We start from the raw sequence: 14,181 nt of genomic DNA on the forward strand, positions 1-14,181 counted from the left end.
GTTGAACGAACGACGGGTTTGTATCGCAATGTATAAGCGCCTGGACGAGATACATACCCTTGCAAAACGCGGCGTTCATGAAACACGGCAGATACGTCCGGCGGTTGTAATGCATCAACGCCGGAACTTGCTGATGACCGGACGGATTGCCCAACCCATCCCAGGAGAAAGTCATGAACGCATCGAAGCTCGCCCTCGCCTTTGCCGCCAGCGCCGCAGTCCTCGCCGCCACGCCGGTGTTCGCCACCATGCCCGCTCAGTCGAGCGCAGCACAACCCACGGTTGCGCAAAGCCAGGCATGGACGCCCGCCAGCAATGCGGCGAACGCGAAGCTCACGCGTGCACAGGTTCGCCAGGAACTGATCCAGGCGCAGCACGACGGCCAGCTCGCCGCCATCCAGCAGCTGTATCGCGGCAGCTAAATCATTGCCATCACGAAGCCCATTTCAGGAGATACACACCATGACTCAGGCAGAAAAAGTGCTGTACACCGGCAAGACCCACACCACCGGCGGCCGCGACGGCGCAGCCCGCAGCGAAGACGGACGTCTGGACGTGAAGCTCTCGCCGCCCGGTTCGAGCGCGCCGGGCACGAACCCGGAACAGATGTTCGCGGCGGGCTGGTCGGCGTGCTTCATCGGCGCGATGGGCCGCGCCGCCACGAAGCTCGGCACGACGCTGCCGCGCGACGTGGCGGTCGACGCCGAGATCGACCTCATCAACGCCGACGACGCCTTCAAGCTGCGCGGCCGCCTGAACGTGACGCTGCCGGGCGTGGATCGCGAACTGGCGCAGCGTATCGTCGAAACGGCCCATCAGATCTGCCCGTATTCGAAGGCGACGCGCGGCAACATCGACGTCACGCTCGCCGTCGTCGAGGCGTGATCGCGTAGCGGTAGAAAGTGTAGAAAGCAAAAAGCGGGGCGCCTTGTGCGCGCCCCGCTTTGCTTTTGTGTGTTGCTGTGAGTGTTGCGCTTTAGCCGTGCCGCGCGTCCACGAGATTGCCCGGCGTGCCGTTACGCCAGGCTTCCACGTTGCGCAGTGTCGTTTGCGCAATCTCGCTCATCGCCTCGCGCGTGAAGAACGCCTGATGCGACGTGACGATCACGTTCGGAAACATCAAGAGACGCGCGAGCACATCGTCCTGCAGCGGCGCGTCCGAATGGTCCTCGAAGAACAGGCCGCCTTCTTCCTCGTACACGTCGAGGCCGAGGTGTCCGAGCTGGCCGCTCTTGAGCGCATCCACGAGCGCGCTGCTTTCCACGAGCCCGCCGCGCCCGGTGTTGATGAGCATGGCGCCGCGCTTCATCTTCGCGAGCGCGTGGCGGTCGATCAAATGACGCGTGGCTGGCACGAGCGGGCAATGCAGACTCACCACGTCCGACTGCGCAAGCAGCGTATCGAGCGGCACATAACGCACGCCGAGCGCGAGCAGGTCGGCGGCGGGCGTGCCCGGGTCATGGGCGAGCACCTGCATGCCGAAGCCCGCCATGATGCGCGCAAAACACCGGCCGATAATGCCCGTGCCGACCACGCCGGCCGTCTTCCCATGCAGATCGAAACCGAGCAGCCCCGCGAGCGAGAAGTCACCTTCGCGCGTGCGCGACACGGCGCGCGGCAGCTTGCGGTTCAGCGCGAGGATCAGCCCGACGGCGTGCTCGGCCACCGCATGCGGCGAATACGCGGGCACTCTCGCGACGGTGATGCCAAGACGCTGCGCCGCTGCGAGATCGACGTGATTGAAGCCGGCCGAGCGCAGCGCCACGAGCCGCGTGCCGCCCTGATGAAGGCGCTCGAGCGTGGCGGCGTCGACCGTGTCGTTCACGAACGGACACACCACGTCGTAGCCGTCGGCGAGCACGGCGGTCTCGGCGTCGAGGTGCGATTCCTGGAAGTGCAACTCATACTGGAAAGCGGCGTTCGCCTCGGCAAACGTATCGACGTCGTACTGGCGCGCGCTGAACAGGATCATGCGTGGGCGAGCGGAAGTGGGGAGCTGGGTTCCCGGCATGTTGACCTCGTGCGAGCTTCGGGGGATAGGCGCGCATTGCGCGTTGACGCGCGGGGATGCGTCTTGAACTCGAACGCGTAACGTTCGCGCGTGCCGCGTGGGCACGCTGGCACATGGTATCAGCAGGAAGGCGAGCGATCAGGAAGAAGCGGCAACAGGCGGGCGAGGCATGGACGCGGCAAAGCCGCGAAGCTTGCCGAAGTGCGGCGAACTTCGCGGCATGGTGCCGCGCGCATTACGAGTGAGCGTAGATCGGTTCGAGGCCAACGACATCCTGGTCCGCCGCATTCGCACCGGAGACCTTCGATACGGCGCGAGCGTGCGTGCGGCTGCCTGCTGCGGAGCCGCCTTCAACTGCCCCGCCGAATGCCGACGCCGCTGCGCCGTTCTCTGCACTCACGCGCGAGAGCGCGGCTTGCAGGTTCGCGGGGTACTGCGTGTCGTCGCTGGCGGGGTTGTAGCCCGCCTTCTGGAGTTGCACGAGTTCGGCCTTCACTTCGGCGCGGGTGACCGGCTGGCTCGACTGTGCGAACGAGAGCGCGGGAACGGCAACGAGGGCAGCAAGAGCGGCGGCGGCGAGCGATTGGGCGAGCTTCATGGTGTTTCTCCTGACGTTGGCTGAGTGGTTGCGCACTGTTGTGTATCAACCTTGCGTAGGAGACATTTGAACGCCGCGATGTATCTGGCTTGTTTGCGTGCGCGCCCGTTTTTGCAAGCGCGCTTGTCCCGCGGGCGGCCAGACACAGTGCGATACAAGAAGGCGCCCAGCCGCCCGCTACCACGTCAATAAGGGGCGAATCAAAAGTGTTGCTGCACTGCACACTTAGCGCCCTCGAGCCTTGCATTCTGTCCCGAGATCTCTATAATAAGGGTTATCCCTTAGGCACTAACCCTAGCAAAGAGGAAATCATGGGTGCAATCGTCGAAAAGCTGGCTCAAGCCCTCGCTGCACTGCGTCGTCTGGGCGCCGAAGCGCTGGACCGTCACCTCGAATACTGCGAACTGCTCGCAGAAGCTCAGCGCCGCTGGTACTAATGCGCGCCTGACTGCAGCAAGCGTCCCTGGCCGTGCACACGGGGGACGAGTAGCAACACGCGACCGCACTGCGCGGTCGGGTTTATGCGGCGCCCAGCCATGCCTCGATTTCGGGGGCATCCGCGCGCGCCGCATCGGGCCGCCATCCTGGCGCCACCAGAAGTTCGCGAGCGCCGGCGTAGGCCTGCGCAAAGCCACGCAGTTCACGCGTAACCGGCCGGTCGTCCAGACGCCGCCGGGCTAGCGCCGCTTCCACGGTGCGCTCGATCAGCGCGACCTGGTTGTCGATATACGCCACGCAAAGCTCGCGGCAGCGCGCCGACACACGCGCCGCCGCCATGAGCGCCGGAACGAGCGAAACCGTGAGATGCCCGCCCGCGCCAAGCCGGGCCAGCGCGCCGCGCAGGTCCGCGGCCGCGTCGTGGAGCGAAGCGAACACGGCGTCACGCCAAATGCTGCGCTCGAATGCCAGCGCACCGCGAAAGCGCGCCAGCGCCTCGGCATCCGCCACCTTCCCCTCGAGCACCAGCGGTGCGGCGCCCGCCGTCGCCGTCGTACGGATGCAATCCGCACCGAGCCATTGCGCACTTTCGCGCCTTCCTTCCAGCACCCGCGTTTGCAGACGATCCGGCAATAGCGGATCGAGCGGCACCGCTGCGCACATTGCGGGCTTGCCGGTTTCGTGCAGCGTGCAACGCCCGTCGTCGGCCAGCGCCGCGCAACGGCCGAGCGACGGGTAGTCGTAGCCCTGCAGCGTCAGCACGATCCAGTCGCTGCCGAATGCCGCGCTGCGGTGAAAAAGCGACTGCGAGAGTTCGTCGATCGCCACGGCGTCGGCGGCGGCAAGCCGGTGCTCGCCCGCGCGGCGCACCGGCTGACGCCCGATCGCAAGGCACCCGACAAAGCGCTCCCCATGCCGCAGCAATTCCGCCAGCGACATCGACGGCGGGCTGTTGCAGCACTTCCCGCACGCCGTGCACGCGAGCGCGTAGTGCGCCATGCCGTGCGCCGCATCGTGACCTACCATGGCCGCCGCACCGAGTCCTGGTAGCGCGTGAGGATGAAATGCGCGACCTCATTCGAGTGGTACGCGTCCACCAGTTCGCGCGCCCAGGGCTGCGTCCGGTCCGCGTCGCGCACAGCGAGCACGTCGGCGTAAGGCGAGCGCGCGTCTTCAATGCCGATGCTGTCGCGCGCCGGCTGCAGCCCAGCGCGCGCCGCGTCATCGACTTCCATCGCCACGAAGGCCGCCGTGTCGAGCGCATGCGCAAGGCTTGCGTGCGGCACGCGGACGACTTTAAGTTTTAGCCGGTTGCCCGTGATATCCGCCGTCGTGGCGTGCAGCCCGGCGCTGTCGCGCAGCGTCACCAACGTGTAGTTCTGCAGCAGGATCAGCGCGCGGCCCATGCCGCGCGCGTCGTCGGGAATCGCGATTGTCGAGCCGGGGCGCAGTTGGCTGAGGCTCGGCAGTTTGCGCGAATACAGCGCCATCGGCAGCGCGACCGTGGGCGCAATGGCCGCGATCGCGTAGCCATGCACGTGGCGCGCGTCGGCCAGGTCCGCTTCGTCCTCGAAGCTCGCCGCGTCGATACGGCCCGCCGCCAGCGCGCCGTCGATCTTCGCGGCGTCGTCGAACACGACGACGTCGAGCGCCAGGCCGCGCGCCGCTGCCGTGCGTTGGACCTCGCCCATGATCTCGGCGTGCGTGCCGCGCGTCACACCCACGCGAACGGGATCAGGCGCCGCATGGGCCATGCCGCTCAGCGCCGCGGCAAGCACCCATGCGGCCAGCGGCCAGCGGCTTGCGTTCATGACGCGCCCCTCAAAATCGTGCGAAAGCCAATATGCGAAGCCGCGAGATCGGCCTCCTGCTGTTCCCGCGACGAGGCCCGATAGCGCACGCAATAGTCGCGCGCGCACAGGAACGAGCCGCCCTTGATGACCATGAGCGTGTCGTGGCGCCGCCCCGCCGGCGCGACCGCTGCCGTGTCGCCATTCGTGTGCGACTGGTGCGGGCCCGTGTACGCATCGCGCGTCCATTCCCAGGCATTGCCGATCATGTCGTAGAGGCGAAACGCATTGGCCGCGTAGCAGCCCACGGGAGCGAGGCCGGCATGGCCGTCCTCGGCGGTGTTGAGCACCGGAAATACGCCCTGCCAGTAGTTCGCCGTGGGCTTGCCGTTGGCGTCGGTGGGCGCGGTGTCGAGGTCCGCGCCCTCGCGGCCCGCCTTGCCCGCGTATTCCCACTCGGCTTCCGTCGGCAAATCGCGGCCCAGCCAGTGCGCGTACGCGAGCGCGTCGCGTAGCGTTACGAGCGTGACGGGCAGGTTGCCCCGGCCCTCCACGTCGCTGCCCGGCCCTTGCGGATGCCGCCACGACGCGCCCGGCACCCACGACCACCAGGCGAGATCGCGCGCATTCATCTGCTCGGCCGTGGGCACGCGAAATACCGCTGCACCGCCCTGCTGCTCCGCTTCGCTCACGTAGTGCGTGGCTTCGACGAACGCGGCGAACTGCGCCACCGTCACGTCGGTCTGGTCGATCCAGAAACCCGCCACGCGCGTCTTGCCGCCGCCGGGCGCGGGACGCTCGTCCGGGTAGCCCGCCGTGCTGCCGAGCACGAACGAGCCGCCTTGAAGATGCACCATGCCCGCCTTGCGGTCGCTGCCCCAGCTGTCGGGCAGACCCGAATAGCGTTCGCACTGACGCTCGTTGCCGAGCCGCGCGAGCGGGCGGCCGCGGTTGAGCGAATCGAAGCCGTCGCCGGACGATGTGAGTGTCGAGGCGCTCGATGCCGCGAACGCCGCAGCGAACACCGTCACGGCCAGCGCCGCGAGTGTCAGTCGATACCGCATGGCCGCGCCCTTAGTAATAACCTTGCGGACGCAACGGTTCGACACCGCCCACGTTGCTCATATACGTGTTCCACTGGTTCACGAGGCTTTGGATCACCGAGGGATTCTGCGTCGAGACGTCCGTGGTTTCGCCGCGGTCCTTCGTGAGGTCATAGAGCTGCCAGTGGCCGTCCGTGGGTCCGAGCGGCGGCTCCGTCCACAAGGCCTTCCAGCGGCCATCCGCGCTGCGCAGATACGCACGGCCGTAGGCTTCGTCGCCGAACGCTTCCGTGTGGGCTTCCGCAGTCGTCTTGCCATTCAGTTGCGCAAGCAACGACTTTCCGGTGACCGGATACACATAGCGGTTGTTGTAGACCACCTTGCCCTTGTTCTGGTCCACGCCCGTGAGCGCATTGATGAGCGCGGGCGCGGGCTGGCTCGGCGGCGTCACGCCGGCCACGTCGAGGAAGGTGGCCGTGTCGTCGGTAACGTGCGTGAAAATGCTGAGCGACGGCAACTGCGTAGCCTGCCCCGGCAAATGAACGATGGCCGGCACCGACACGCCGCCCTCCGCCGAATACCCCTTCGTGAGCCGCAGCGGCGTGGCGCTCACTTCGGCCCAGCGCAGGCCATACTGCAGGCGCTTCGCATTCTGCAAACCGTTGTCGGTCCCGAGCGACGAATACACGGGCTCCTGGGCGTTCGCCGTATCGGTGGCGGTGGGGTCGGCGCCCGAGTCGATCGGCCAGCCTTCCGCGCCGTTGTCGGACTGGAACATGATGAACGTATTGTCGTATTCGCCTATGTCCTTCAAATGCTGGATCAGGAGTCCGATGTTGTAGTCGAGATTCTCGACCATGCCCGCGTAGATCTCCATGTAGCGCGCCTGCGCCTTGCGCTCGTCCGCGGAAAGGCTGGCCCACGCCTTGTCGACGTTGCCCTGGCCGTAATCGACGTACCCATCCGACGCCGGATGCACGGCGCTGATGTACTTCGCGTTAGCCGTGCCGTTGTTGGTCGTGGCGGGCGAACGCGTGAGCGTTTCGGGCAAGCCTTCGAACGGCGTGAAGTCGGCGGGAATCAGGCCGAGCGCTTTTTGCCGTGCAATGCGCGCGTTGCGGATCGCGTCGTAGCCTGCGTCGTACACGCCCGCGTATTTGTGCAGCCACGGGTCCGGCACCTGGAGCGGCCAATGCGGCGACGTATAGGCCGCGTAGGCGAAGAACGGCTTGCCGTCCCCCTTGTTCGAGTCGATGTACGCGATGAGCTTCTGCGTGTAGAAGTTCGTGGAATAGAACACGGCAGGACTGCCGCCTGATCCGCCGGGCTGCCCCGGTTGACCGGGCTGCACGTACTGGCCGTCTTCGGTGTAGTTCTTCGAGCCCGCGAGTTCGTGCGCGAAGTGATTGGTCGCGGCGCCGCCCAGCAGCGCGTAGCTGTGCTCGAAGCCCCATTGGTCGGGGGTTTGCCCGCTACCCGTAGCACTCCCAACGATACCCGAGCCGAGATGCCACTTGCCCGCCATATAGGTGTGATACCCGGCGTCCTTGAGCAGTTGCGCAACCGAAAGGGCGCGGTCGTTGAGATAGCCTTCGTAACCGGGCAGACCGCGACGTTCGTCGGTGGGCACGCCCATGGTGCCCTCGCCCACGAGGTGATGGTCGGTGCCCGAAATCAGCATGGAGCGCGTGATCGCGCACACCGTACCCGCGTGATGGTTCGTGAGAATGCGGCCCGACTGCACGAGCGCGTCGAGGTTGGGCGTGTTGATCTCGCCGCCGAACGCATGAATGTCCGAGTAGCCTAGATCGTCCGCCATGATGTAGAGGATGTTGGGCTGCTTGTGCGTGACGGCGGCGCTCGCCACCGGCGAGCCGCTGCTGTTCGTGCCGCCGCACGAGGCCAGCGCGACGACGCTGGCGACCATGGCGCATGCGATGCGGATACGGGGAACTTGCGTCGACCGGTGAGCTTTTTTCATTGTTCTCGTGCGCTGCTTGTAAGGGAGTGCAATGGTAGCCACGAAGCCCGGTGCGCCAAATCTCGATTCCTCCATTGCTTTCGGAGCGGTGGAATAAGTGTGCGGCGCAACGTTCGGCGCGTGTTGCGGCCGTTCATGCCGACCATGCATTCCGGTCATTCGGGCCGGTTCGCGCTTTGCGCGGAAAGCGCCTAATCTTGAGGTATCGGCTCTTGCCCCATCTGTGAACCGGAACCTGCGCCAGCGTGCGCCATGCTCCGGACGCCCGATGCGCGATCATCGCCCCTCGCATGTCGCGGTGCACGACGCGCCGCCTGCTCACCCGCACCATCCGCTCACGGCGCGGCTTGCTCGCGCCGTTGTGTTCGTCGCCTTGCTGCTCGCGTGGGCCGCTCTGGCGGCTGGGATCGCTTTGCCGGCGGCCTTCGCTGCAGCGAACCCGCCCGTCGTGGTGATGACCGTGAACGGTGCGATCGGGCCCGCCAGCGCCGATTTCATCGTCCGTTCGCTGGAGCGCGCCGCGAGCGAGCGCGCGCCGCTTGCGATCCTCGAACTGGATACGCCCGGCGGCCTCGACACCTCGATGCGGCAGATCATCAAGGCAATCCTGGCCTCCCCGGTACCGGTCGCGGCATTCGTCGCGCCCGGCGGCGCACGCGCCGCGAGCGCGGGCACCTATATCGTCTACGCAAGCCATTTCGCGGCCATGGCGCCGGGCACCAATCTCGGCGCGGCTTCACCGGTGCAGCTTGGCGTGGGCGGCGGCGGTGGCCCCGCGGGTGGGCCCATGGGTGGTCCGGCAGGCTTTCCGGAAGCCGCCTCCGGCGCCTCGGCCCCGCGCGCCGACGACAACGCCTCGACGGAAGCCCGCAAGGTCATGCACGACTCCGCCGCCTATATTCGCGGCCTGGCGCAACTGCGCGGGCGCAACGCGGCGTGGGGCGAGCGCGCGGTGCGCGAGGCCGTGAGCCTCTCCGACGAAGAGGCGCGCGACCAGCACGTGATCGACCTGATCGCGCAGGACCCCGCCGATCTCGCGCGCCAGCTCGACGGCCGCACCGTCACGACCACGGCCGGCACGCTGCGCCTCGCCACCGCGCACGCGCCGCTGGAAGCCGTCGCGCCCGACTGGCGCAACCGCTTCCTTGCGATCATCGCCGACCCGAATGTCGCGCTGATCCTGCTGACCATCGGCGTGTATGGGCTCTTCTTCGAGTTCGCCAACCCTGGCTTCGTGCTGCCCGGCGTGGCCGGGGCAATCTGCCTGCTCGTGGGTCTGTTCGCCATGCAACTGCTGCCCGTGAACTACGCGGGCCTCGGGCTCGTGCTGCTCGGGCTTGCGTGCCTCATCGCGGAGGCTTTTTTGCCGACGTTTGGCGTGCTGGGCTTTGGCGGTATCGTGGCCTTCGCCATCGGCGCGCTCATGCTGATGGACACCAGCGCGCCCGGCTACGGCATCCCCTTGCCGCTCGTTGCGGGCCTGGCACTCGGCGGCGCGGCGTTCGTCGCCACCGTGTCCAGCGTGGCCCTGCGCGCGCGGCGGCGCCCCGTGGTGACCGGCGCGGAGGCCATGGTGGGCGCCGTTGGCGAAGTGATCGACGAGGGTTTGCATCCCGAATCGCGGCCCGGCCACGCGGCATTGTCCACGGGCTGGGCCCGCGTGCACGGCGAGCGCTGGCGCGTGGCCTGCGCCACGCCGCTTGCCGCCGGCAGCCGCGTGCGCGTCAGCTCGCGCAGCGGACTCACGCTCACCGTCACCCCGCTGCACGGCGCGGTGCACGACAACGCACACGACAAGGCACAAAACGAGGGAGAACGTTCATGATCGGCTTCACGTTCGGCTTCACAGGTCTACTGATCGCGCTCGTGGTGCTGATCGCGTTATCGTCCATCCGCATCTTCAAGGAGTACGAACGCGGCGTCGTGTTCATGCTCGGACGCTTCTGGAAGGTCAAGGGGCCGGGCCTCGTGCTCATCATTCCCGTCGTGCAGGTGGCCGTGCGTATCGACCTGCGCACCGTGGTGTTCGACGTGCCTTCGCAAGACGTCATCACGCGCGACAACGTTTCGGTGAAGGTGAACGCCGTGGTCTATTTTCGGGTGGTGGACCCGGAAAAGGCCGTGATTCAGGTCGCGCGCTACGTCGAGGCGACGAGCCAGCTCGCGCAAACCACGCTGCGCGCCGTGCTCGGCAAACACGAACTCGACGCCCTGCTCGCCGAGCGCGAGCAACTGAACGCGGACATCCAGAAAGTGCTCGATGCGCAAACGGACGCGTGGGGCATCAAGGTGTCGAACGTCGAGATCAAGCACGTCGACCTCAACGAAACGATGATCCGCGCGATCGCGCGCCAGGCCGAAGCTGAACGCGAGCGCCGCGCAAAGGTCATTCACGCGGAAGGCGAACTGCAGGCGTCCGAAAAATTACTGCAAGCCGCGCAATGTCTCGCACAGCAGCCGCAGGCCATGCAACTGCGGTATCTGCAGACGCTTACCACGATCGCCGCCGACAAGAATTCCACCATCGTCTTCCCGCTGCCGATCGAGTTGCTCAACGCGCTGATCGACCGAGCCGGGCCGCCGCGCGGACCTTGAGTGATCCGTCCCCTCAGTTCAGGCATCCAGCGTCTTCTCCAGTTCACCTGAATATTGCAGCGCAGCGAAAATAGCCGGCCAGCGCGCTGCGCGCGTTCGTGCACGCTTCTTTTGCGCGTGGGATTGGCAGAGCGCGGAAATATCGCCAATAATTGCCGAACATCCACTAACGGACGACGGCGGCCATGGATTACAGTCCCGAAGGCTGATAGCCCTGCCAGAGCCTTATCCATGTTGGGCTTGAAGGTTCAGTAGATTGTTGACCCACCATCTGGCCCACCACAAATTCGTCGGTTTACTCGGTAACGTTTGGACGCTGGCGGCTAGTGTCAAATGGGTGGGGTTCCGCTTTGGACCGAGCAACCGCCTGACCCACATCGCAGTCGCCCTGCTGGGAACGTTGCGCCCGTTCGCTACGACTGAAAGGCAGAGAAGCAGCATGGCGGCGCAACATATCTGCTGCGGAGCCATCGACAGGTATGCAGGCTTGACGATGGTTTGCATGGCGTTCCCCATGAGTCTTTCCCGCCGAGCGTAGCGGCCTGGGTGACATTTGTCGGCCCAAGCGCGGGCGAACTGTGCGCTACCGCACGTTGGGACGGCCTCTTGCATACTGCCGGCCCAAAGCGCCACTGCGCAAGGTCGCCGACCGCGGCTTGCGGGATGGATAGCGCCGAAAATCAGGAAGGCCTCTGCCACCGTAGTGCCCCCGCTAGTGGCCGTTCTCCGCGCGAGGCCTGCCGTAAGTCTGGCAAAACAGCAAGCGGCGGCTTCGGGGTCGGTTGCTGCCGACTGGGTCGGGCAGTAGTCGGCCGCCAGGAGATCTTCAGTGAGCATGTCGTTTTGAAATTCAGAAGGCCGCGGCGCTCAGCAAACGGTCATTCAGCAAACACTCTGCAAGGAAAATATGTTTGTTTGCGAACCCCAAGCGCGCGACCGAACTACACGCGGTGCGTAGTCACAGATAAGATCACGACGCCTTGGCTGTGGCGACCTATTCGTTTGTATATGTACGGCCAAGGTTGATGTGCTTGCCCTTGATCTATCGCGTCTCGCAGCACGTCGCGCCAACGCTACTCCAGAAGAAGGAAGGAAAAGAAGCGATATGGATCGAAACAACCGGTCCTTGCAGCGAAACAGGACGCTTCTCATGGCGAGTCTACTGTTGACGAGCGGGTTATGCGAATCTTGCATCCGCACTCAAGTAGGTATCATTAGCCGGCGGGGCCGCCGGTTTTCGGAGAATGCCCTCTCCATGGGCAGCGGGTACGGCCGCTCATGCGGCATCGCAAGCCCCTGGCGGGAGCCTGAACCAGTTCGCCAACGATTGATGTGGTCACGATGATCGTCGTGACCAGCATTGAACCAGCAAGATACGCGACCTGTTAGACTGTCCAAAGGAGATGGCATTCTCCTTTAACCGCTCGTTTTGAGCCGATGATGCCTACAACCCGCCAGATGAATGGCATGTATTTGTCTTCGTCGAGGTCAAATTCAAATGGGGTGTCGGCTATGTTTCAATCGGTTCTGGCAGTCGCGATCGGTGGAGCGATCGGCTCGTTGTTTCGGTGGTTCCTGGGTGTACGTCTGAACGGCCTATATCCGGATCTTCCGCTGGGCACACTCGCGGCAAACGTGATTGCTGGGTACATCATTGGCGTCGCCATCGCTTTTTTTGCGCGCTTGCCCCAGATTCCGCCTGAATGGCGCCTGTTTGTCACGACCGGACTGATGGGCGGTCTGTCGACATTTTCAACGTTTTCCGCCGAAGTCGTGTCCGATCTCCAGCAAGGTCGGCTTGGCTGGGCGGCAGGGGAAATTGTCATTCATCTCTCGGGATCGCTCGTTATGACCGTGCTGGGATTCGCCACTGTCGGTGCAGTCTCACGTATGGCGATCGCGTGAGCGCCGGGCCGGCGGCCCCGTCATCCAGGCGACCTCGATATTGCCCGTCTGCGGTGTCAAGAGAGCTGCGCCGGCAACGGCCTTCCCTCTGAAGCGACACGTCGAATGCTGTTACGTAGAACGAAGCATCTCTTTACCCGTCTGCCCATGGGACATGGACGTTGACAAGCCCGGCGATCAGCTTGAGGGTCTTCTCCGCAGCCTCGGTCTCTTCGGCGCTGGCGAGCTGCCTGCGGATCGCATCGTGCTTCGTCGCGTAGCGCCTGAGATCATCTGCCAGCCTCGACAGTATCGCGGCTTCGCGCGCGAGAACGCCCTGCATCAGTCTGACGTCGCCCAGACCGGCGATCAGCGCTGGAAGGTGAAGCATGCAGATCCCGGACAACGCATCCACTGCGTGTGCCGGATCCTGCGCGAGGCGCCCAGCAATCTCTGCAATCGTGGTATGCAAGGTGTCCATGCACAATCTGCACAACTCGCACTCGTGCGCATCGGGCAGCACGTCCTTTCGATCAAGGAGATCCTCAATACCACCCTCAGCCGCGCGTGCCGCGCGCTCGAGCGTGGCGGAGAGTGCCCCGAGAAGCGCTGGATACCCAATTGCAACGCCCCGTGGCGAGGCGAGCACCGCGAGTTGTCGTGTGTGAGTGACACACAGCCCTCTTGCCTGCGCATGACGGTCCTGCGACTGCGGGCTGACACTGAGTTCGTACTGGTAGTGGCACAAAAAGTCGAAACTGACAGACTGGATACGCTCGCAGATTTCGCAGGGCTGGAGGTTCTGCAGTGAGCCGAGCTCGATGTCAATCGAAGGGACAGTGCGCGAACGGCTCACTGTCGCGCGATCGGCTTCGAGCCGGGTTCGGAAGTTCTGTATATCGAGAGCAACTGCGGCGAGTCTTGCGTCCATTGGCATGCGCCTCGCAACGTCCTGGACACGCTCGCAAAAGCTGGCCAGAAATGCACGCCGCTTGCCTTCCAGAAGGAAGGCGACGAGGGCGTCTTCGAGGGCCGCTACGCCGCTTTCGCGCAATGCGTCCCGATCACATCGAGACTTTGCAGCAAGACCATCCTGCGCGGAAACCGGGAATGGTGGTGACGCGCGAGGTCCAAGCACACGCTGCAGCTGCTCGTTCACATAGGCGAGCCCTTCCTCCCGTTGTGCCTGCGTCACCGTATCCTGCTTGTTCAACACCATGAATACGCGGCGGTCGTATCTCGCGGCCAGACGCAATACGGCAAACTCCTCCTCAGACATTGGGCTGTCGTAGCTCGTCACCACGAGCATTGCATCGGCTTCGGGAAGGAATGATTCTGTCGTTCGCGTGTTCTCCGCGATGGCTGAGCCCAGTCCCGGCGTATCAACGAAATGGAAGCCTCGACGCAACAGCTCGGCTGGCAGTTGCACCTCTGCGGTCTTCACGCCCCGCATGTTGCCCGGGTTGGCCCGTTGCGTAATGAACTGTGGAAGCTCTTCGAGCGTAATTTCTGTTGAAAGGCGGCGTCCTTCGTAGTGGATGACGACCTTTTCGGTGCTGCCGTAGACAACGGCTGTAATCACCGCCGTCAGCGGCAAAATCCCCGTGGGCAGACGCTCGACGCCGATCAGGGCGTTCATCAGCGAACTCTTCCCGCGCCCGAAGCGCCCTACCACCGCGAGGTTGAACCGGTCCTCGGCGAGACGAACGAACAGATCCCGGATCTGCGCCGCGACCGGTTCGCCCATGTCCCTCGTCGCATCAGACAAGGTACGCAGCATTCCCGCGAGCTCAAACTTTGCATTTTCGTACTCACGAAGATCCATCGGACGCCTCCGCTCG

At 64.9% G+C, this 14,181-nt stretch carries 13 protein-coding genes and 2 riboswitches; of the genes, 6 read left to right on the forward strand and 7 right to left on the reverse strand.

What is annotated here, in order from left to right; all coding sequences use genetic code 11:
• Window positions 1–173: 173 nt before the first annotated feature.
• On the forward strand, window positions 174–422 hold the full coding sequence (locus tag U5A57_RS14995) for a DUF4148 domain-containing protein (RefSeq protein ID WP_321912060.1): 249 nt from the start codon (window positions 174–176) through the stop codon (window positions 420–422).
• Between the two features lie 40 nt (window positions 423–462).
• Window positions 463–885 (forward strand): organic hydroperoxide resistance protein, encoded by a 423-nt coding sequence (locus U5A57_RS15000; protein WP_321912061.1) that lies wholly within the window; start codon window positions 463–465, stop codon window positions 883–885.
• Between the two features lie 91 nt (window positions 886–976).
• Here the strand turns inward: U5A57_RS15000 and U5A57_RS15005 are convergent, their stop codons facing one another.
• Window positions 977–2,011, reverse strand: coding sequence for a 2-hydroxyacid dehydrogenase (locus tag U5A57_RS15005; protein WP_321912063.1), 1,035 nt, complete (start codon window positions 2,009–2,011; stop codon window positions 977–979).
• Between the two features lie 235 nt (window positions 2,012–2,246).
• On the reverse strand, window positions 2,247–2,609 hold the full coding sequence (locus U5A57_RS15010; RefSeq protein ID WP_321912065.1) for a DUF4148 domain-containing protein: 363 nt from the start codon (window positions 2,607–2,609) through the stop codon (window positions 2,247–2,249).
• Between the two features lie 311 nt (window positions 2,610–2,920).
• Here U5A57_RS15010 and U5A57_RS15015 point away from each other — a divergent pair, with 311 nt between their 5' ends.
• Entirely contained in the window at window positions 2,921–3,046 is a 126-nt protein-coding gene (locus U5A57_RS15015; RefSeq protein WP_321912067.1) for a hypothetical protein, read from the forward strand.
• An 82-nt stretch (window positions 3,047–3,128) separates the two neighbouring features.
• Here U5A57_RS15015 and U5A57_RS15020 read toward each other — a convergent pair whose 3' ends face one another.
• From U5A57_RS15020 to U5A57_RS15035, 4 genes are read right to left on the reverse strand one after another with little or no spacing between them, the layout of a single operon-like run.
• On the reverse strand, window positions 3,129–4,073 hold the full coding sequence (locus U5A57_RS15020; RefSeq protein WP_321912069.1) for a YkgJ family cysteine cluster protein: 945 nt from the start codon (window positions 4,071–4,073) through the stop codon (window positions 3,129–3,131).
• A complete protein-coding gene (locus U5A57_RS15025) occupies window positions 4,067–4,858 on the reverse strand; it encodes a MetQ/NlpA family lipoprotein (protein WP_415773735.1) in 792 nt (263 codons plus the stop codon). Before U5A57_RS15025 ends, U5A57_RS15020 begins: the two co-directional genes overlap by 7 nt.
• The gene (locus tag U5A57_RS15030) at window positions 4,855–5,901 is read right to left on the reverse strand and encodes a formylglycine-generating enzyme family protein (protein ID WP_321912070.1); all 1,047 of its coding nucleotides are present in this window, start codon (window positions 5,899–5,901) and stop codon (window positions 4,855–4,857) included. Before U5A57_RS15030 ends, U5A57_RS15025 begins: the two co-directional genes overlap by 4 nt.
• Before the next feature lie 10 nt (window positions 5,902–5,911).
• Window positions 5,912–7,807, reverse strand: a complete 1,896-nt coding sequence (locus U5A57_RS15035; RefSeq protein ID WP_415774625.1) for an arylsulfatase — start codon at window positions 7,805–7,807, stop codon at window positions 5,912–5,914.
• A 322-nt stretch (window positions 7,808–8,129) separates the two neighbouring features.
• Here U5A57_RS15035 and U5A57_RS15040 point away from each other — a divergent pair, with 322 nt between their 5' ends.
• From U5A57_RS15040 to crcB, 3 genes are all read left to right on the forward strand, one after another.
• Window positions 8,130–9,686 carry a nodulation protein NfeD gene (locus U5A57_RS15040; protein ID WP_321912073.1) on the forward strand — a complete coding sequence of 519 codons (1,557 nt, stop codon included), beginning with the start codon at window positions 8,130–8,132 and terminating at the stop codon, window positions 9,684–9,686.
• A complete protein-coding gene (locus U5A57_RS15045) occupies window positions 9,683–10,456 on the forward strand; it encodes a slipin family protein (protein ID WP_321912074.1) in 774 nt (257 codons plus the stop codon). Before U5A57_RS15040 ends, U5A57_RS15045 begins: the two co-directional genes overlap by 4 nt.
• Before the next feature lie 1,198 nt (window positions 10,457–11,654).
• Window positions 11,655–11,720, reverse strand: a riboswitch (Fluoride riboswitch).
• 126 nt (window positions 11,721–11,846) lie between these two features.
• A riboswitch (Fluoride riboswitch) is annotated at window positions 11,847–11,910 on the forward strand.
• 58 nt (window positions 11,911–11,968) lie between these two features.
• Entirely contained in the window at window positions 11,969–12,361 is a 393-nt protein-coding gene (gene crcB, locus U5A57_RS15050) for a fluoride efflux transporter CrcB (RefSeq protein ID WP_321912075.1), read from the forward strand.
• A 133-nt stretch (window positions 12,362–12,494) separates the two neighbouring features.
• Here crcB and U5A57_RS15055 read toward each other — a convergent pair whose 3' ends face one another.
• On the reverse strand, window positions 12,495–14,165 hold the full coding sequence (locus U5A57_RS15055; protein WP_321912077.1) for a dynamin family protein: 1,671 nt from the start codon (window positions 14,163–14,165) through the stop codon (window positions 12,495–12,497).
• Window positions 14,166–14,181 lie beyond the last annotated feature (16 nt).

The sequence above is a fragment of the Paraburkholderia sp. J11-2 genome (assembly GCF_905220185.1).
Classification (GTDB): domain Bacteria; phylum Pseudomonadota; class Gammaproteobacteria; order Burkholderiales; family Burkholderiaceae; genus Paraburkholderia.